12 protein-coding genes and 1 pseudogene are annotated in these 17,149 nt (G+C 77.5%); 8 read left to right on the top strand and 5 right to left on the bottom strand.

From position 1 onward, the window contains the following. Positions 1-106 precede the first annotated feature (106 nt). On the top strand, positions 107-1,198 hold the full coding sequence (locus tag KBZ10_RS24320; RefSeq protein WP_210989895.1) for a hypothetical protein: 1,092 nt from the start codon (positions 107-109) through the stop codon (positions 1,196-1,198). A 169-nt stretch (positions 1,199-1,367) separates the two neighbouring features. Here the strand turns inward: KBZ10_RS24320 and KBZ10_RS24315 are convergent, their stop codons facing one another. Then, entirely contained in the window at positions 1,368-2,444 is a 1,077-nt protein-coding gene (locus KBZ10_RS24315; protein ID WP_210989856.1) for a lytic polysaccharide monooxygenase, read from the bottom strand. Between the two features lie 394 nt (positions 2,445-2,838). Here KBZ10_RS24315 and KBZ10_RS24310 point away from each other — a divergent pair, with 394 nt between their 5' ends. Then, positions 2,839-5,637 carry a hypothetical protein gene (locus KBZ10_RS24310; RefSeq protein WP_210989855.1) on the top strand — a complete coding sequence of 933 codons (2,799 nt, stop codon included), beginning with the start codon at positions 2,839-2,841 and terminating at the stop codon, positions 5,635-5,637. A gap of 362 nt (positions 5,638-5,999) precedes the next feature. Here KBZ10_RS24310 and KBZ10_RS24305 read toward each other — a convergent pair whose 3' ends face one another. Beyond that, on the bottom strand, positions 6,000-6,902 hold the full coding sequence (locus tag KBZ10_RS24305; protein WP_210989894.1) for a Rieske (2Fe-2S) protein: 903 nt from the start codon (positions 6,900-6,902) through the stop codon (positions 6,000-6,002). A gap of 462 nt (positions 6,903-7,364) precedes the next feature. Here KBZ10_RS24305 and KBZ10_RS24300 point away from each other — a divergent pair, with 462 nt between their 5' ends. The 3 genes from KBZ10_RS24300 (at position 7,365) to KBZ10_RS24290 (ending at position 11,437) form a co-directional block, all read left to right on the top strand. Further along, the gene (locus KBZ10_RS24300) at positions 7,365-9,374 is read left to right on the top strand and encodes a carboxyl transferase domain-containing protein (protein ID WP_210989854.1); all 2,010 of its coding nucleotides are present in this window, start codon (positions 7,365-7,367) and stop codon (positions 9,372-9,374) included. Positions 9,375-9,693: 319 nt separating this feature from the next. After that, positions 9,694-10,893: a methyltransferase domain-containing protein gene (locus KBZ10_RS24295; protein WP_374223409.1), complete on the top strand. Its 1,200-nt coding sequence runs from the start codon at positions 9,694-9,696 to the stop codon at positions 10,891-10,893. Between the two features lie 166 nt (positions 10,894-11,059). Continuing rightward, positions 11,060-11,437 carry a GntR family transcriptional regulator gene (locus KBZ10_RS24290; protein ID WP_210989852.1) on the top strand — a complete coding sequence of 126 codons (378 nt, stop codon included), beginning with the start codon at positions 11,060-11,062 and terminating at the stop codon, positions 11,435-11,437. Between the two features lie 123 nt (positions 11,438-11,560). Here the strand turns inward: KBZ10_RS24290 and KBZ10_RS24285 are convergent. After that, positions 11,561-12,056: pseudogene (locus KBZ10_RS24285) on the bottom strand (polysaccharide deacetylase family protein); the annotation flags it as partial. On the opposite strand from KBZ10_RS24285, the gene KBZ10_RS29755 reads away from it, so the two are divergent. The 3 genes from KBZ10_RS29755 to KBZ10_RS24275 all read left to right on the top strand — a co-directional run bounded on the left by KBZ10_RS29755 (position 11,961) and on the right by KBZ10_RS24275 (position 13,885). Next, positions 11,961-12,206: a hypothetical protein gene (locus tag KBZ10_RS29755; RefSeq protein ID WP_247702926.1), complete on the top strand. Its 246-nt coding sequence runs from the start codon at positions 11,961-11,963 to the stop codon at positions 12,204-12,206. The pseudogene KBZ10_RS24285 and the gene KBZ10_RS29755 overlap by 96 nt on opposite strands. A 255-nt stretch (positions 12,207-12,461) precedes the next feature. Further along, positions 12,462-13,265, top strand: coding sequence for an SGNH/GDSL hydrolase family protein (locus tag KBZ10_RS24280; RefSeq protein WP_307847586.1), 804 nt, complete (start codon positions 12,462-12,464; stop codon positions 13,263-13,265). Positions 13,266-13,612: 347 nt separating this feature from the next. Then, entirely contained in the window at positions 13,613-13,885 is a 273-nt protein-coding gene (locus KBZ10_RS24275; protein WP_210989850.1) for a hypothetical protein, read from the top strand. A gap of 116 nt (positions 13,886-14,001) precedes the next feature. On the opposite strand, the gene KBZ10_RS24270 is transcribed toward KBZ10_RS24275, so the two are convergent. Together KBZ10_RS24270 and KBZ10_RS24265 are read right to left on the bottom strand one after the other, a co-directional pair. Beyond that, entirely contained in the window at positions 14,002-15,252 is a 1,251-nt protein-coding gene (locus tag KBZ10_RS24270) for a CaiB/BaiF CoA-transferase family protein (protein WP_210989849.1), read from the bottom strand. 275 nt (positions 15,253-15,527) lie between these two features. Next, positions 15,528-16,766 (bottom strand): type ISP restriction/modification enzyme, encoded by a 1,239-nt coding sequence (locus KBZ10_RS24265; protein ID WP_210989893.1) that lies wholly within the window; start codon positions 16,764-16,766, stop codon positions 15,528-15,530. Positions 16,767-17,149 lie beyond the last annotated feature (383 nt).

The following is a 17,149-nucleotide window of genomic DNA, read 5'->3' as shown; positions in this document are numbered from 1 at the left end:
GAACGGTGCGCCCGCCGCGGCGGCGACCGCCGGGGCCGGCGCCGGGAACCGTCCGGCCGGGCAGGACGCCGGCGGGACGGACCCGGCCCGGCCGCATGTGCTGTTCCTGCGGTTCCGGGCCGCCGACGGCGGCGGACCGCCGGACGAGGAGACCTACGAGGGGCTGCGCGGACTGCTCACCGAGTTCACCCCCGTCGTCCAGGCCCTGCCGCCCGACGCCGCGCTCGCCGACGTCCGGGGCGCGCTCCGCTACTTCGGCCGGGACGCCGGGGAACTCGCCGCCCTCGTCCGGGTACGGGCGCTCGCCCGGTACGGCGTCGACTGCACCGTCGGCGTCGCGGCCAACCCGCTGCTCGCCCGGATGGCCGCGCACGACGGTCCGCCCGGCGCGATCCGTACCGTCCCCGGCGAACCGCGGGCGGTCACCGCCTTTCTCGCCCGCAAGCCCGTCGCCGGACTGCACGGCGCCGGGCCGGCGGCCGTGCGCACCCTGGCCGCCTACGGGCTGGACAGCGTCGACCGGATCGCCGCAGCACCGCCCGCCACCCTCCAGCGCATTCTGGGCGCGGCCACCGGGCGCCGCTTGTACGAGCAGGCACACGGCATCGATCCGACCCCCGTCACACCGAACGCCCCCGCCCGCTCCACCGGAGCCGAGCACCGCTTCGACCATGACGAACTGGACCCGGACCGGCGCCGCCGGGCACTGCTCACCCTCGCGCACGAACTGGGGGCACGGCTCCGCGCGGACGGCCGGGTCGCACGGGCCCTCACGCTCACCGTCCGCTACGCCGACCGCTCCACGACCAGCCGCACCCGGACCCTCGCCGAACCCACCCACCACACCCCGGCGCTGACCGGCGCCGCGTACGCCCTGCACGCCGCCCTCGGTCTGCAGCGCGCCCGTGTGCGCGCCGTCGCGCTGCGCGCGGAGGACCTGACACCGGCGGAACACGCCGCGCGCCAGCTGACGTTCGACCCGGCCGACGACAAGTCCCGCCGGATCGAGGCCGTCACCGACCGGGCGCGCGCCCGGTTCGGCGCCGCCGCGGCCCGCCCCGCGGCGGCCCTGGACCGGGGCACGCCCCAGGGCCCGGCCGACGATCCGGGCGGCGGCCCGGGCGGCATCCCGGAGCGCGGCCCGCGCCGCCGCGGCCGCGGCGGCCCGCCCGGCGCCCGGGGACGGCGCGCCGCCTGACGGACGGTGCCGCCCGGCGTGCCGTGCACCGCACGGACGGAACCGCCGCCCCCTCCCGGTGCAGGGGAGAGGGCGGCGGAGGCCCGTGACGGCGGCTCCGGTCCGGCCGGGCGGGGGCCGTCACACCGGAGCGTCCGCCGGGGCCGCAGGAGGGGCCGGGGCGGTCGGCTCAGCCGCGCCGGCGGGCCGCCCGGCGGCGGGCGGAGGCGAGGAGCACGGCGGCGCCGAGCGCCACGACCGCGGAACCGCCGGCGGCGAGCGGGACGGTGGACCTGTCGCCGCCGGTCTGCGCGAGCTCCTCCGTGCCCGTGCCCGTGCCCGTGCCCGTGCCCGTGCCCGCCTGCCCGGCGGCCGCTGCCGGGCCGCCCGCGCCGTCCGTCGTCGGGGCGTTGCCCGCGCCGTCCGCGTCCGCCGCGGTGCCGTCCGCGTCCGTTCCGTTCGCCGGCGCGGCCCGCGTGACGGGTTCGTCCGCGTCTCCGGCCGGGTGCGCGTCACCGCCGTGACCGCCGTGGCTGACGGTCGACTTGCCGGCGGCGGCCTCGATCCGGGCCTCGTCCGGGGCGGCCGCCTCCGGGCCACCGGCCGTGCCCGCACCGGCACCGCTCGCGGCGTTGCCGCCGAAGGTGACGTCCGAACAGGTGTAGAACGCCTCGGGGCTGTCCGAGCGCTGCCAGACGCTGTAGACCAGATGGCGTCCCGAGCGCGCCGGCACCGTGCCGTCGAACACGTACTCCCCGTTCACCAGTTGCGGGTCGGTGACCTCGGCGAACGGCTCGGCCTCCAGGTCCGACCACGCCAGCGGCTTCGCCGGGTCGTAGCCCGCCTTGGTGATGTACAGCGCGAACGAACCCCGGTGCGGAGCCGTGGCCTTGTAGTGGAAGGTGTGCTTCCCGGCGGACAGGGCGGTGGCCGGCCAGTCCGCGCGCGGCAGGTCGAGCCCCTTGTACTTGTCCCGTCCGGCGCTGCACAGCTTGCCGTCCGGGATGATCTCCTTGTGCTTCCCGGCGGCGTCCGGGATGTTGACCTCGTTCCAGTCGTAGAACGCCTGGGTGCCGCCGGCCGCGACAGCCGCCTTGCAGGCCGCCGAGTCCGGGCTCTCCGGGTTCTCGGCCAAGCAGGCGGACACCCGGCTGACCGGGTCGGTCATCGAGCCGTGCGCGGCCGCGGGTACGGCGGCGAGCACGGTCAGTGCCAGCGGTGCGACACCGATGAGGACGGTTCCGGCGGCCTTGCGACGTACGGGCATCGTGGGGATCTCCTTACGCGGTGGAACTGGGGTGCGGCACGGGGGGCCGGGCGGGCACGCGCGCTCCGGTGCGGCCCCCCGAAGTGCGGCACCGGCGGCCGGAATCCGCCCCGGCGCTCAGCACGCTAGCCGCGCGGAAGGCCGGAATCCGCCGCCGGGGCGGGGCCGGGGCGATCCTTATGCCGCCGTTAAGGAACGGCTGAGCGGTCGTTAAGGAGCGCCCGTCCGCGGCGGGCCCGTCCGCGGAGCGCCGCCCCCCGGGGCCGGCCGCCGCCCGCCCCCGCGGGGCTGAAGTGACCACATCCGCAGGGGAATCGGTCATTCGCCTTCACGGTGGTGACAGCGCTTGCTAGTAGTGGACGACACGAGTTGCGCGACGGGGGGAGTGGGGGCCGTGGGCGGGGAGTGGGAAGCCGGGACACCGGGCACGGCCCGCCGGGGCCCCGGCGAAGACGGCGGGCGGGGCGGAAGAGGCGGACGGGGCGGCACCGAGGTGGCGCCCCGGGGGACGGCGGGTCTGATCCGGCTGGTCGCCTTCCTCGTCCGGCGGCCGCGGCCCCGGGACCGCCGGCTGCCGATCGTCTGGCTGGGCGGGGAGGGCGCTCCGGCCGTGCTGAGGCTGCTCCGCGGCCGGCTGGCCGCGCCCCCCAGGGGGCGTGTCCCGCACGCCTGGGCCGAGGCCGGACGGCCGGCCGGTGAGCTCCCCGTGCTGCCCCTGCTGCGTCAGCTGCGCGCGGCACTGTCCGTGCAGACCTTCGGCGCGGACCGGCTGTGGTTCCCCCGCTTCGGGCTGCTCACCTGGCTGCTCGGACAGGACGTGTCCGGCGTGGACTCCGACGCGGTTCCCGGCGAACTCGTCCGCCGGCTGCGGCAGCGCCGGCGGTCGGCGGGGGAGCCCGCCGCCGCGCACGAGACCGCCGGGCAGTTCGGAGCGCTCTACCACCTCGTATGGCAGCTTCTGCGGAAGGCGGTGCCCGCGGCGCTGTTCCGGGCCGCCGTCTCCGGGCGCATCCCGGGCATCGGCCGCCAGTACCGCTGGTTCATGCGCCAGCACTACCTGGCCCCGGCGCAGTCGGGCACGTTCCCCGCCTTCGCCGAGCGGCTCACCGCGGGCGCGCGGCAGGGCGAGGACCCCGACCAGCTCAACCGGCTGCTCGTGCACGCCTTCCTGGAGGACCTGCGCCGGGCGTACGCCCGGCCGCCCTGGCGGGTGCGCGGCTGGCGGCGCACCGCCTGCCCGGTGGCGCTGATCCTCGGTGGCCCGCCCGGCGACGCGGGAGCCATGCTGCTCGGTCTCCTCAACGACGTACGGAACGAGACCGGACGCTGGGACCCGCTGCTGGCCGTCTACGCGACCGAACGGCCGGCCGAGCCCCCCGGCACCGGTCCGCTCACCACCGTCGGGCTCGCCGGCCTCGACTCCGGTGCCGCGGAGGAGGAGTGGAGCGAGTGGGAGGCCGAGCTGGACCGCAGGCGCCAGGCCCGGGCGGACCGGGCCTGGTTCCTGCTGGTCCGGGTGGAGCGGGGCGGCGGCGCGGCGCAGGAGGCGGCCGGCGTCCCGTCCGGGATCACGGTGCCGGGACCGCCCTGGTTCGCGCGCCGCACCCTCGCCGTCGCGGTGTGCCTGGTCCTGCTGGCGCCGGGCGCCGTCTGGGCGGGCCGGTGGCTGGGCGGTCCGGACTGCCTGCACGCCCCGTTCTCCGGGGAGGTCTCGGTCCGCAGCATGGGCGGCGAGTGTGTCGGCTACAGCGACGACAGCGGCTTCAAGTTCAACGACCAGCCGGGACAGGAGAACCTCCGCCGGGTGCAGGAGCGCATCTTCGAACAGAACCGGGAGGCACGGGACATCTGGGAGCGCAGCGGCCGGCGCCGCCCCTACGTCACCCTCGTCTATCTCGGGACGCTCACCGGCCGCTCCACCAAGCCGAACGAGGAGGCGTACGCGGCCGAGCGGGAGGAGCTGGAAGGGCTCGCGGTCGCCCAGTACGAGGGGGTGCTGCAGACGCCGAGCGCCTACAGCACCCCGCTGGTGCGCGTCGTCGTCGCCAACGCCGGTTTCCAGATGCGGTACGCCGACGCGGCCGTGAGCATGATCGCGGACCTGGCGCGCGAGGGGTCCGACGCCCCCGTGGTCGGCGTCATCGGCCTGGTCGAGAGCCGCCGGAGCACCGCGGAGGCCCTGGAACGGCTCCACCGGGCGGGACTTCCCGCGATCGCCCCCACCCTCTCCGCGGACCGCATGGGCGACTATTCCGACCTCTATCTCCAGCTGGCCGCGCCCAACCGCGACCAGGCCCGGTTGATCGCCGCGTACGCGCGTCGGGAGAAGGTGCGGAAGGTTCGCGTGTATTACACCACCGGGGAACGCTCCTCCCTGCGGGACGACTACTACGTCTCGACCCTTCTCGACGGCCTCGGGGACAGCCTCGGCCCCCTGCTGGACGGCAAACCCCGCCCCTTCCGCAGCGGTGGCAGCCTGAGAGCGGTGTGCGACTACCAGGGCATGCTGTTCTTCGCCGGGCGGTGGTCGGAGTTCAACGAGTTCCTGGGGTCGCTGAGCAGGTCCTGCGTCAACGAGCTGCCGCACCGGCTGGTCGCCAACGACTCCGTCAACCGCTACATGGCCAACCCCGAACTGCGGAAGAGCGCGCCGGGCACCGTCTCGCTCATCTACGTGTCCAAGGCCGCGCTGTCCACCTGCGGGGCACTGGAGACCCGGGCCGAGGAGGAGCACGACGAGGTGGCCAAGCGCTTCCTGCTCTCGGTCCGGGAGGAAGGGGTGCTCAGCCCGCCGCGGTGCCGCGGCCGGGGCGAGACGGAGGACCGGGTCGGTGAACGGGTCGGACTGGCGTACGACTCGGCCAGGATGCTCCTCCGGGCGGTGGGAAGCCTGGTGGCGCGGGTCCGGGCGGACGAGCAGCCCTGGGACCCGCGGGCGGTCAACCCGGCGGGCGTCCACGCCGAGGTGCTGCACCAGAACTACGTCAACCCCTACTACGGGGTCACGGGCAGCACCGTGTACGACACCGCGGGGAACAGCGAGGCCGTGGGGCAGGGGGAGCCGGTCGGGAAGAGGATCTCCCTGCTGAAGGTCGAGAGCATCCCCGATGCGTCCACCCCGCCGAAGGAGGTGTTCCGCTGCGGCGCGGTCCGGAAGGGCGGCGGCACGGCGTGCGTGCCCGTGCCCGGCTGACGAGGCCGCGCGCCGTGGGAACCGCCGGGCGGAAGGGCGCGGGAGCCGGGTGTGAGCGGGGGTGTCCGGGAGGCCGGGGTCGTGAGCGGGGGTGTCCGGGAGCACGGTGGTCCGTGCGATTCCGGGACCCGGGCCGGGGGAGGAGCGGGAGGCGAAGGGGCGAGGGGCGGGCAGGAGCGGCCGGCGCCGCTCACGGACGCGGAACACCGCTGCGCGGAAAGGCCGTTCGGGGAGTGGCCGCACGCATCGCGGGTTCCGGGACCGGCACGGCGAACGCGGCCGTACCCCCGTGACGGCGGTACGGCCGCGTTCCTCCTCCGCCCCCGGACCCGGTGGCCGTCGGGCCCGGACGCCACCGGGCCTCAGTCGCGCAGCCGGATCTCGACCCGGCCGTTGACCACCCTCGTATCGAACGCGTGCTCGGGCGCGGTCGCCGGGCCGCGCACGTTCCAGCCGTCGGAGAGCCGGAAGACGCTGCCGTGCCAGGGGCAGGTGATGCAGCCGTCCGCGACCTCGCCCTCGGACAGCGGGCCGCCCATGTGCGTGCACCGGTCGGCCAGGACGTGCACGGCGCCGCCCGGCTCCCGGACGACGACCACGTCCACCTCGCCGACCCGGCGCCGTACCGGCCGCTCCACCGGGAACTGCGCCATGTCGCCCACCGGATGCCAGCCGGACGGCATCCGGTGCGGCACGTCCTCGGCGTGGTTCGCCCCGGACGCCTGCCGGTACGCCATGTGGCCGCCCAGCGCCCCGCCGACGCCGACCACCGTGAACCCGGCGAAGCCCAGCGCGCGCCCCAGACCGCGCAGGCCCGCCCGGCGGGCGGCGAACGAACCGGCGTAGAGCAGCACGCCCACCGCGTTGGCGGCGGAGTGCGGGAGCCCCACCCGCATCTGCGGTTTCTGCAGTTCGGCCCAGTCCACCCAGCCGGCCACCGCGGCGGGACCGGCACCGGACAGTCCGACGAGGACCAGCACGTCGGCCTCGCGCCGCTCGCCGGGCAGCAGGTCGAGCACGGCGGCGGACAGCCAGGCGCCGATCGGCACCTGCACCAGCGCCGGATGGAGCGGGTGCCCCAGCCACCGGCCGTGCAGTGCGTCGCGGAGGGGGCCGAGCGGCAGGCGGTGGATCCGCCCCCGCAGCCAGTCGATCGCGGGGTCGAGCCGTTCCGCCCGCTCCAGCCGGTCGACGGCGGACAGCACCCGGCCGGGGCCGGAGTTGTCCGGGAAGACGCGGCGGGCGGCGACGGCGGCGCCGTTCATGCGGCGGTCTTTGCGCTGCGAAATGGCCATACCGCCCGGTTCCCGGAGCAATGCCCCTTAAACGTCGGTGCCGGCGTCGGCGCCGCGCCGGCCGCCGGCGGTCTCCTGGACGGAGCGGCCGTCCGCGCCGTCGTGGCCGCGCCCCCGGCGGCTCCGGCTACCGCCCCGCCCGTCGGACGCGCCCGGCTGGGCACCCCCGGGTGCGCCCGCCCGTGAGAGACACCGCCGTGGAGGTCACCCGCCCCCACCCCCGTACTCCCGCGGCCGGGAGGCGGACGGGCCCGGCGGTCCGCCCCGCCGCCTCGGCGCCCGCCCCGGAGCCGCCTCACGGCCCGGGACCGGAAGGGCCCCGGCCGGGGCCCTTCCGGTCCCGGGCCGTGACGGCGGGGAACGCGGGAGCGCACCGGAGGCCGGCGTCCGGCTGGTGAACCGGAGGCCACGGCGCCGTGGCAGGGTGTCCCCATGACCGGACCGAGCGACCGCGAGCCCGTGCTCCAGCTGATCGAGGCCGTCCTGGACGGCGGCAGCTGGCGGAGCTGGGACGAGCCCGTACCCGTCACGACCCGGGACCCCGGCTACCGCGCCGACCTCGAACGGGCGCGCGAGCGCACCGGACTGGACGAGTCCGTCATCACCGGTGAGGGCCGGATCCGGGGCCGCCGGGCGGCCGTGGTCGCCTGCGAGTTCCGCTTCCTGGCCGGATCGATCGGGGTGGCGGCGGGGGAGCGGCTGGTCCGCGCGGTGGAACGGGCGACGGCGGAACGGCTGCCGCTGCTCGCCGCCCCCGCCTCCGGGGGCACGCGGATGCAGGAGGGCACGGTCGCGTTCGTCCAGATGATCAAGGTGACCGCCGCCATCGCCGGGCACAAGGCGGCCGGCCTGCCGTACCTGGTGTACCTGCGCCATCCGACGACCGGCGGCGTCCTCGCCTCCTGGGGTTCGCTCGGGCATCTCACCGCCGCCGAACCGGGCGCGCTCATCGGATTCCTCGGGCCGCGCGTCCACGAGGCCCTGTACGGCGAGGAGTTCCCGCCGGGCGTGCAGACGGCGGAGAACCTGCTCGCCCACGGCCTGGTCGACGCGGTGCTGCCCGCCCGGGACCTGCCCGCGGTCGTCGCGGACGCCCTGGACGTCCTCTGCGACGACGCCTCCGGCACCGTCCCGCCGGACACGGTGAGCGGAGGCGCCGCGGCGGCACCGGCGGACCCCCGGCCGGCGGCCGGCCCGGAGGCACCGGGCACGCGAGCGCCCGCGGGCGGAGCGGGCGGACCGGACGGCGGGGCGGGGGCGGCTCCCGGCGGTACGGCACGGACGTCCGCGGCGGACCCGGAGCCGCGTCGGACACCGCCGGACACGGACGGCGCGCCCAGCTCCGCCCGGACGGAGAGCCCGGCGGCGGACGGGCCGGGAGCGGAGACCCCCGGTCCGGCACCGGAGACCGTCGGCACGCCCGGCGGCGCCGCCGGAGCGGGGACCGCCGCCGCGCCGGGCGGGCAGAAGGCCGGTGACGGGGCCGGGGGCCGGGCCGGCCACCAGCCCGCGGCGGGGTCCGGCGGCCCCGCCACCGCCCTGTCCGCGGCCGATGTCTCCGCCACCGCCGCGTCGATCCGCCGCTCACGGCGCCCCGGACGGCCCGGGGTGCGGGCCCTGCTCAGGGCGGCCGGCCGGCAGGTCACGCCCCTCAGCGGGACCGGCGCCGGCGAGCACGACCCCGGGCTGCTGCTCGCGCTCGCCCGTATCGGCGGCACCCCGTGCGTCGTCCTCGGCCACGACCGGCACGACGGCGCGGCGCCCCCGCTCGGGCCGGGCGGGCTGCGCGAGGCCCGGCGCGGCATGCGCATCGCCGCCGAACTCGGACTGCCGCTGCTGACCGTCGTCGACACGGCCGGTGCGGCGCTCTCCCGGGAGGCCGAGGAGGGCGGTCTGGCCGCCGAGATCGCCCGCAGTCTGGCCGATCTGGTCACCCTGCCCGCGCCGACGCTGTGCCTGCTGCTCGGCCAGGGGGCGGGCGGTGGAGCGCTGGCCCTGCTGCCGGCCGACCGGGTGCTGGCCGCGGAGCACGCCTGGCTCTCCCCGCTGCCCCCGGAGGGCGCCTCGGCGATTCTGCACCGGACGACGGAGCGGGCCGACGAGGTTGCGGCCCAGCAGGGCGTGCGCTCCGCCGACCTGCTGGCGCACGGCATCGTGGACCGCGTGGTCACCGAATCCGGCCCGGCCGGGCGGGATGCACCCCCCGGCGGCCCGGGGCCCGCCGCCGGCTCCGGCGCGGACTCCGGATCCGGCGCGGACTCCGACTCCGGCGCGGACTCCGGACGGGACGCCGCCGACGACCCCGGCCGTTTCCTCACCCGCCTCGGCGAGGTGCTCGGCCGTGAACTCGCCCTGCTCCGGGCCGAGCGGCCGGAGGCCCGCCTGGCCGCCCGCCGCCTGCGCCACCGCACACTGGGCGTCCGGTACCTCCCGCCGCGCTGACGTGGCCGCCGCGCGTCCGGTCCCTCCGGCGGCACCGCTCGTCGACGCCTCCCCGTCCCGGCAGGGTGCCCTCGGGCCGGACGCCGTTCGGGCGCGGCCCCGCCGGCCGATGCCCCGAGCGCGAGCTCGTGACCGGGCGGAACGACGCGGGAACGGCCCGGCCGCCCCGTCGGTGACGAGGCCGGAACCGTCAGGCCGGAGCTTCCGGGACCGTCAGGCCGGAGCTTCCGGGCCGGAACCTCAGGGCCAGGTCCGGGCCACGCCCCCCCGTGATCCGCTCGGCGGTAGCCGTGTCAGTGGCCGCTGCCAGGATCTCACCGTGACCGATGACAGCATCGCGCCGTCCACACCGGCGCCCCCACCGCCCCCCGCCCGCCCGTCCCCGTGGAGTGCGGCCGGATCCGCTGCCGCGGATACCGGCTACTGGGACGCCGCCGCCCCGGAGTTCGACGAGGAGCCCGACCACGGGCTGCGCGACCCGGCCGTACGGGCCGCGTGGTCCGCGCGGCTGGCGGACTGGCTGCCCGGCGAACCGTCCGACGTCCTCGACCTGGGCTGCGGCACCGGCAGCCTGGCACTGCTCGCCGCCGGGCAGGGACACCGGGTGACCGGCGTCGACAGCTCCCTCCGCATGGCGGAGCTGGCCCGCGCCAAGCTCGCCGGCACCGGCGCCGGGGTGCTGACCGGCGACGCCGCCGCCCCGCCGGTGGGCACCCGCCGCTACGACGTCGTCCTGGCCCGCCATGTGCTCTGGCTGATGCCCGACCCCGCCGCCGTGCTGCGGCACTGGGCCGGGCTGCTCCGTCCCGGCGGCCGGCTGGTGCTGATCGAGGGGGTGTGGGGCACGGCGAGCCCCGCCGGGCTGCCGGTGTCCGAACTGGAGGCGGCCGTCGCCCCGCTCGCGGACCGGACCCGGCTCGAACGGCTGTCGGGAGACCCGGCGTTGTGGGGCCGGCCGGTCGACGACGAGCGGTACGCCCTGGTGGCCCGGCTCGCACCGGCCCGCCGGCACACGGAGGTGGTCGACGTCCACCTCGTCCTCCGCCGGGGTGACGAAGTGCTGCTCGCCCGGCGGTCCGGCACGGGATACGGCGACGGCCTCCTCGGCGTGCCGTCCGGGCACGCCGAGGACGGCGAGGACGTACGCGAGGCGGTGATCCGCGAGGCCCGGGAGGAGGCCGGGCTCGACCTCGCGCCGGAGGACCTGCGCGCCGCACTGGTCATGCAGCACCGCGGGCCCGGCGGAGAGCCGCGCATCGGCTGGTTCTTCGAGGCCGTGTACGGGGCGGGCGGCGAGCCCGTCAACCGGGAGCCGGAGAAGTGCTCGGAGTTCCGCTGGTGCCCGCTGGCCCGGCTGCCGGACGACATGGTCGCCTACTGCCGGGCCGGCCTGGAGGCGTACCGGGCGGGCGACCGCTTCGTCCTCCACTGGCAGCTGCCGGACGACCCCGTCGCGCACGACCCGGCGGGCCCCGTCCGCGCCGTGTCCCTCCCGGTCACGGACCGCGGGTCCGGCTGACCCGGCCCTTCCGGCCGTCCCGGCCCGCCGCTTCCGGCCCCGTCCGGCCGTCCGCGCGCTCCACCCCGGCGCCCGTCCGGCCCCCGGCCCGGCGGAGCGGCGCGCACGGCCGGTGCCGGTGGCCGACAATGGAGCCCCGACCGGCGCACCGTGAGGAGAGTCACCTGTGAGTCTGAAGGTCACCGTCGATCCCGGCTCGTCCGACGCACCGTACGAGCAACTGCGCTCGCAAGTCGCGGACCAGGCCCGGTCGGGGCGGCTCCCGGCCGGCTACCGGCTGCCGACGGTGCGGGCCCTCGCCGGCCAACTGGGGCTCGCCGCCAACACGGTGGCCAAGGCGTACCGCGCGCTGGAGACCGACGGGGTGATCGAGACCCGCGGCCGCAACGGCACCTTCGTGGCCGCCGCGGGCGAGGGCGCGGCACGCGAGGCCGCCGCCGCGGCGCAGGCGTACGCGCGGCGCGTCCGCCGGCTCGGGCTCGACCGCGCGGCGGCCCTGGCGGCCGCCGAGGAGGCCCTGCGCGCCGCCTACGGCGCGGACTGACCAGGGGGCCGGACCGCGCGGGGCCGGACACACGGGGCGGCAGGACGTACGGGCAGCCGGGCCCCGCCCGGGGCGCCGGGGCTCCCGGCGGCGCGCCCCCCGGCCGGGGCGGTGGTGGTCGCGTCAGTCACCGGCGCGGGTCGCCTTCCGGAGAGCTTGCCGTGATCGGCGGACGAGGGCGTATCCCTGTGTCAGGGTCCGGTCCCGGGCGAAGACCCGGCCGAGCGCCCGCCCCTCGACGAGCCGTTCGGACTCCTCGATGCCGGTGGTCCGGCGGACGGTGACCCGCCGCAGGGCGTACGGGCCGTGGCGCCGCTCCGCCGGCGCGTTGCCCACCGCGAGCGACTGCCGGAACCCCGCCGCCCGTACGAGCGGTCCGCCCCCGTCTGCTGGAGTAGCCGTACGGAGGGGCGAACGTCACCGGGCACCGTCCCGGTTCCCCGGCGAGGAGGTCCCGACGGCGCGTCAGTCCGGACCGGAGCCGCGGCGCGGTGAGCGTGTCCGGCTGCGGACGGGTGTGGTGGTGTCCGCCGGTCTCCAGCCCGGCCGCGGCCGGATCGCGCAGCTGGTTCCGGTCGAGCACGAGGTCGAGGGCGCCCGGTGTCTCCTGCGGGCCGCGCGGCCGGTCCGGTTCGGCGGCCGCGTCCTCGTCGAGGAAGGCCGGGATGCCGCCGCCGGCCGCGGCGACACCGGTGTTGCGGCCGGCGGAGAGACCGCGCCCGCGCCCGTCAAGGCGGGACGGTCCGCGGGGGGCTGCTGGGGCCGGTGACCGGAAAGTCGTGATTGGTGCCTTCACGCCGTCAGATCCGCCCCCGAGGGGAAACTTTCACCCCGGCACGCGCGTAGACCGGATGTTTCAGGGGGATGTCATATCCAGGCCACGCAGCCGCCCCCACGGCCGGTCGCGGGGTCCGTACTGACATGCAGGATTGACATGCCCTCGTCAAAAATTTGGCATGGCCACGACAGAACAGCGCCACCCACCACCCCGTTCCCCACAGAGATCCTGCTCCCCGGAGGTTCCGTGAGACTCTTCCGCCGTGCGGCCACCCTGGCCGCACTCCTTCTCTCCGCCGCACTCACCCTGACCGGCGCCGGCGCCGCCCACGCCGCCGAACAGGCCGCCACCGGCTACGTCGCGCTGGGCGACTCGTACGCCTCCGGCCTCGGGGCCGGCAGCTACGACAGCGCGAGCGGCGACTGCAAGCGCAGCAGCAAGGCCTTCGGCCCGCTGTGGGCCGCCGCCAACTCGCCCTCCTCGTTCCACTTCACCGCCTGCTCGGGTGCCAAGACCGGTGATGTGCTGAACAACCAGCTCGGCCCGCTCAACTCCTCGACCGGCCTGGTCAGCATCAGCGTCGGCGGCAACGACGCCGGATTCGCCGATGTGATGACCACCTGCGTCCTCAGCTCCAAGAGCACCTGCCTCGACGCGGTCGCGGACGCGCGCGCCTACATGAACAACACGCTTCCCGGCAAGCTCGACCAGGTGTACTCGGCGATCAAGGCCAAGGCCCCCGCGGCCCGCGTCGTCGTGCTCGGCTACCCGCGTCTCTACCAGCTCAACGGCAGCTGCATCGTCGGGCTGAGCGAGGCGGAGCGCTCCGCGCTCAACGCCGCGTCCGACAACCTCAACGACGTGACGGCCAAGCGTGCCGCCGACCACGGCTACGCCTTCGGCGACGTACGGCCCACCTTCGCCGGGCACGAGATCTGCTCGGGAAGCTCCTGGATCCACAGCGTGACCTGGCCCATCAACCACTCCTACCACCCCACCGCCGCCGGGCAGTCGGGTGGCTACCTCCCGGTGCTCCGCTCGCTCGCCTGACGGCCGGCCGGATCACCTGAACCGGCCCGCCGGCGGGACCCCGCTCGGGAGGGTCCCGCCGGCGGGCGCCGTCCGGTGCCGAGGGCCGCTCCTTCCGGGGCGCGCGCCCGGCACCCGGGCGGCGGAGCGGTGCGCCCGTCGCGCCCGCCCCGTGCCGCGACACGCCGGGCGCGCACCGTCCGCGGCACACCGCGGCGGAGTGCCGCGGCGCAGGGCGGGTAGCGATCCGGGTACGTCAACCGCCTTACCGGACAGCCGAGTCGGGATACGCGGATGCGCGGGTGACGTGCCGGGGCGGTAGGGTTAACCTGCCCGGGCCGGGTGCCCTCGTTTGGGTGGGGAGAATCATGGAACAGATAACGACGCGGAGCAGGCCCCGAGTGCCTGCCATCAACTGCGGGAACAGCGCGAGCAGTTCGCGCCTCGACCGCCATCTCGCCGTGCTGGCCGGCCCCGCCGTGCCGCAGCGCGAGACGGAGGAGGCCACCCTGCTGATGCGGGAACTCACCGCGCGGGACGTGCGGCACGCCCCGTCGAGCCGGCGCGCGCGGGTGTCGCGGGTCTCGCTCTTCGCACCGCTGCGGCGGCTGCGGCGGTCCCTCTTCGGCAACCACGGCTAGCCCTTCCGGCCACCACGGCCGGCCTCCCTCGGCCACCACGGCCGGACCCCGCCCGCGCCCAGCCCCCGGTCCGTCCCGCATCCGGCCCCGCCCCGCGCACCCTCCGGCCCGGGGGCTCAGCGGATCACACCCTCCCGGCGCAGCGCCGTGACGCGCCCCTCCGGCAGCCCGAGCTCGCCCAGCAGCGCGTCGGTGTGCTCGCCGAGCGCCGGCACCGGACCCAGCCGCGGTGGCTCCCCGCCCGGCAGCCCGATGGGTGGCAGCAGCGTCCGCAGGGCGCCCACGGGCGAACCCACCTCCCGCCACCGGTCCCGGGCGGCCAGCTGTGGATGTCCGGCCAGCTCGTCCACCCCGTTGAGCCGGGCGCAGGCGATGCCCGCCCCCTCCAGCAGTGCCACGGCCTCCCGCGCCGTCAGCGCGGCGAGCGCCCGGGCGACCACCGCGTCGGTCCGGGCCCGGTTCTCCGTACGGGCCACATTGGTGGCGTACGCCGGGTCGTCCGCCAACTCCGGTCTTCCGAGCACCTGTTCGGCGAGCCGGCGCCATTCCCGGTCGTTCTGCACCGAGAGCAGCACCGGTGTGCCGTCGGCGGTCGGATAGGCGTCGTACGGGGCGATGACCGCGTGTGCCAGGCCGGTACGGGCCGGGGCCGGGCCGCCGTGCATCCCGTGGTGCAGCGGATGCCCCATCCACTCGGCCAGCGCGTCGAACATCGACACCTCCACCGGTCCGCCGCGCCCCGTGGTGCCGCGCCGCAGCAGGGCGGCCAGCACGCCGGAGAAGGCGTACATGGCGGCGGCGATGTCGGCCGCCGGAATCCCCGCCTTGACCGGCTGTTCCGGGGTGCCGGTGACCGAGACGAGTCCCGCCTCGCACTGGACGAGCATGTCGTAGGCACGCTTGTGCGCGTACGGGCCCCCGGGGCCGTAGCCGGAGATGTCCACGGCCACCAGCCGGGGGTGGCGCGCGCACAGTGCCGCCGCGTCCAGGCCCAGCCGGGCGGCGGCGCCCTGGGCGAGGTTCTGCACGAAGACGTCCGCGTCCCGGACCAGTTCCTCCAGCAGCTCCCGGCCGCGCGGGTCCTTGAGGTCGAGGGCCAGGGACTCCTTGCCGCGGTTGGCCCAGACGAAGTGCGAGGCCAGGCCGCGGGCCGCGGTGTCGTAGCCGCGGGCGAAGTCACCGCCGTCGGGCCGCTCCACCTTGATGACGCGGGCGCCGAGGTCGGCCAGCTGACGGGTGGCGAACGGCGCGGAGACGGCCTGCTCGACGGCGACGACGGTGATGCCCTCCAGCGGCTGCGGCTGCGGCTGCGGCTGCGGCTGCCGCTCGCTTCGCGGTGGCTCGGGGCGGTCCTGGGCGTTGTCCATGCCCCCAGGTCCTACCCTGTGCCCCGCCGCCCGCGCCAGAGGAGGTGATCTTGCTCACCGCACCGTGCCGCACCGCACCGCACGGGACCGGCCGCCGGGTCCGGGCCGGCCCTTCGCGGCGGACCGGCCCCGGTCCGCGGCCGTTCGCCGGACGGCGGCCCTTCCCCGGACGGCCGAGGGCCGTCGGCGGCCCGGGCGCGCGGGGGCGCCGGACGGCGCGGTGAGGGTGCCGGGGCCGTGCGCCGCGGACCGGGCGGGAGCGGCCGGACGGGATTCTAGAGCAGGGCGAACTGACCGTTCGGGCCCTCCTCCGGGCGGTCCAGTACGGAGGCGGGACGGCGGGCGGCGGCGGGCGGCGGCAGGATGCCGCCGCGGCGCAGTCCGGCGGCGGTGAGACGCGGGCCCGCGGCCAGCCGCTCCGCCAGCCGCTGCCGCTCCGTGCGGAGTTCGCCGAGCAGGGCCAGCACGGTGATCAGTTCCAGCAGCTCGGAGGTCAGGGCCGGCGGCCAGCCCGCCGGGCGGACCGCGTTCAGGGTGCCGGGCTCCGCCGGGGCCGTGCGCCGCTCGTACCACTGGGCGAGCACCGGGACCCCCGAGGCCTCGAACCGCCAGGCGTCCGGGGGCACCGGCGCGATCCGGCCCTCCCCGAGCAGCAGCGCCCGCTCCTCCGCGTCGTACAGCGGTTCGGCGGGCAGGGCGTGCGGACCGGTGGGGAGCGCGGCGCGGACGTACGGGCGCCGGCCGCCCGGGAGCTTCGGGCGGGCGTCCGGCGTCTCCCCGCAGCGCGCGCCGAAGGTGTGCAGCCAGAGGACCCGGCGGCCCAGGGCGACACCGTCCCGCCAGACCTCCGCCGAGAGCGGCAGCGGCACGGAGTGGCCCCCGCCCCGGGGCCGGGCCGCGGCCGCCGTCCAGGACAGGACGTCCACTGCGTCCACCGGGACGCCGAGCCGCTCCGTCAGCAGCTCCGTCAGCCCGGGGGCGAGGTTCGGCTCCCGGCCGCCGGGGCGGCGGAACAGCGGCCGGATGCGACCGGGCCGGCCCGCCGGGGAACGGCCCTCGGGGAGCAGCGCGGAGAAGACCAGCGGCTCCTCCGCCGGGGCGCCGGGACCGCCGGAGCCGTCGGCGCGGGCGGACCCGGCGGAGCGGGGCGCGGGGCCCGGCTCGACGGCGAACAGCTGGTGCTCGTCGGCGACCCGCCAGAGCTCCGGCCGGGCCGCGTCCAGCAGGCGCTGGTCGGGGATCAGCCACTGCCGGTCGAAGGGCGCGTGGAGGATGCGCACCGGCTCCGGGCAGGGCCCGGCCTCCTCCGCGAGGGGGCCGGTGCCGGCGCCGTGGCCGGGGAGCTGGGGAAGGGCCGTGCGCAGGCCCCGCGCCCGGGAGGGCCGGAACAGCCGCTCCCGCTCGGCCGGGCCGTCACCGCGCAGCAGGCGGTCCCAGCGCGCCGTGAGCGTGCCGGGGTCCGGGGCGAGCACCCAGGAGCGCCCGGTGCGCAGGGGCGGGACCGACCAGGGCATGAGGTCGGCGAGCAGCGGATCGTCACCGGGAGCGGCACCGGGGCCGGGCGCGGTGGAGTGCTCCGGCGCCGGGGAGGCGGCGCGCGCCGGGCCGGTGCGGCGGCGGGCCCGGGCGGCCGTGGTGTCCTGTCGCGCCGTCACGCAGCAGCCCTCCCGTACGGTTTCCCCGGCCCCCGCCGGGCCGTCGGTGGAAGCCCCTCCCCGGGCCGGACCCGGCCGCACCGGTGCCGGGCCCCGGGCCGGTGCGCGAGGGCCCGTCTGGTCGGCCATCGTAGTCGCGGCCGCCGACATCGCGGGGGCCCGGGGAGCCGCGCTCCGGCGGTGGAGGCCCCGTGACGCGACGGTGCGGCCGGGCGGTCCCTCGCCCCCCCCCCCCCCGGGGG

Origin of the sequence: Streptomyces sp. F63 (assembly GCF_018070345.1) — a bacterium.
Classification (GTDB): Bacteria; Actinomycetota; Actinomycetes; order Streptomycetales; family Streptomycetaceae; genus Streptomyces.
This window is presented reverse-complemented; position numbering and strand designations above follow the sequence as displayed.

Bases quoted from the DNA above. Each gene is read 5' to 3' on its own strand.
- KBZ10_RS24305 (WP_210989894.1), bottom strand. From the start codon at position 6,902: ATGAACGGCGCCGCCGTCGCCGCCCGCCGCGTCTTCCCGGACAACTCC.
- KBZ10_RS24275 (WP_210989850.1), top strand. From the start codon at position 13,613: ATGGAACAGATAACGACGCGGAGCAGGCCCCGAGTGCCTGCCATCAAC.
- KBZ10_RS24265 (WP_210989893.1), bottom strand. From the start codon at position 16,766: ATGCCCTGGTCGGTCCCGCCCCTGCGCACCGGGCGCTCCTGGGTGCTC.
- KBZ10_RS24270 (WP_210989849.1), bottom strand. From the start codon at position 15,252: ATGGACAACGCCCAGGACCGCCCCGAGCCACCGCGAAGCGAGCGGCAG.
- KBZ10_RS24300 (WP_210989854.1), top strand. From the start codon at position 7,365: ATGACCGGACCGAGCGACCGCGAGCCCGTGCTCCAGCTGATCGAGGCC.
- KBZ10_RS24315 (WP_210989856.1), bottom strand. From the start codon at position 2,444: ATGCCCGTACGTCGCAAGGCCGCCGGAACCGTCCTCATCGGTGTCGCA.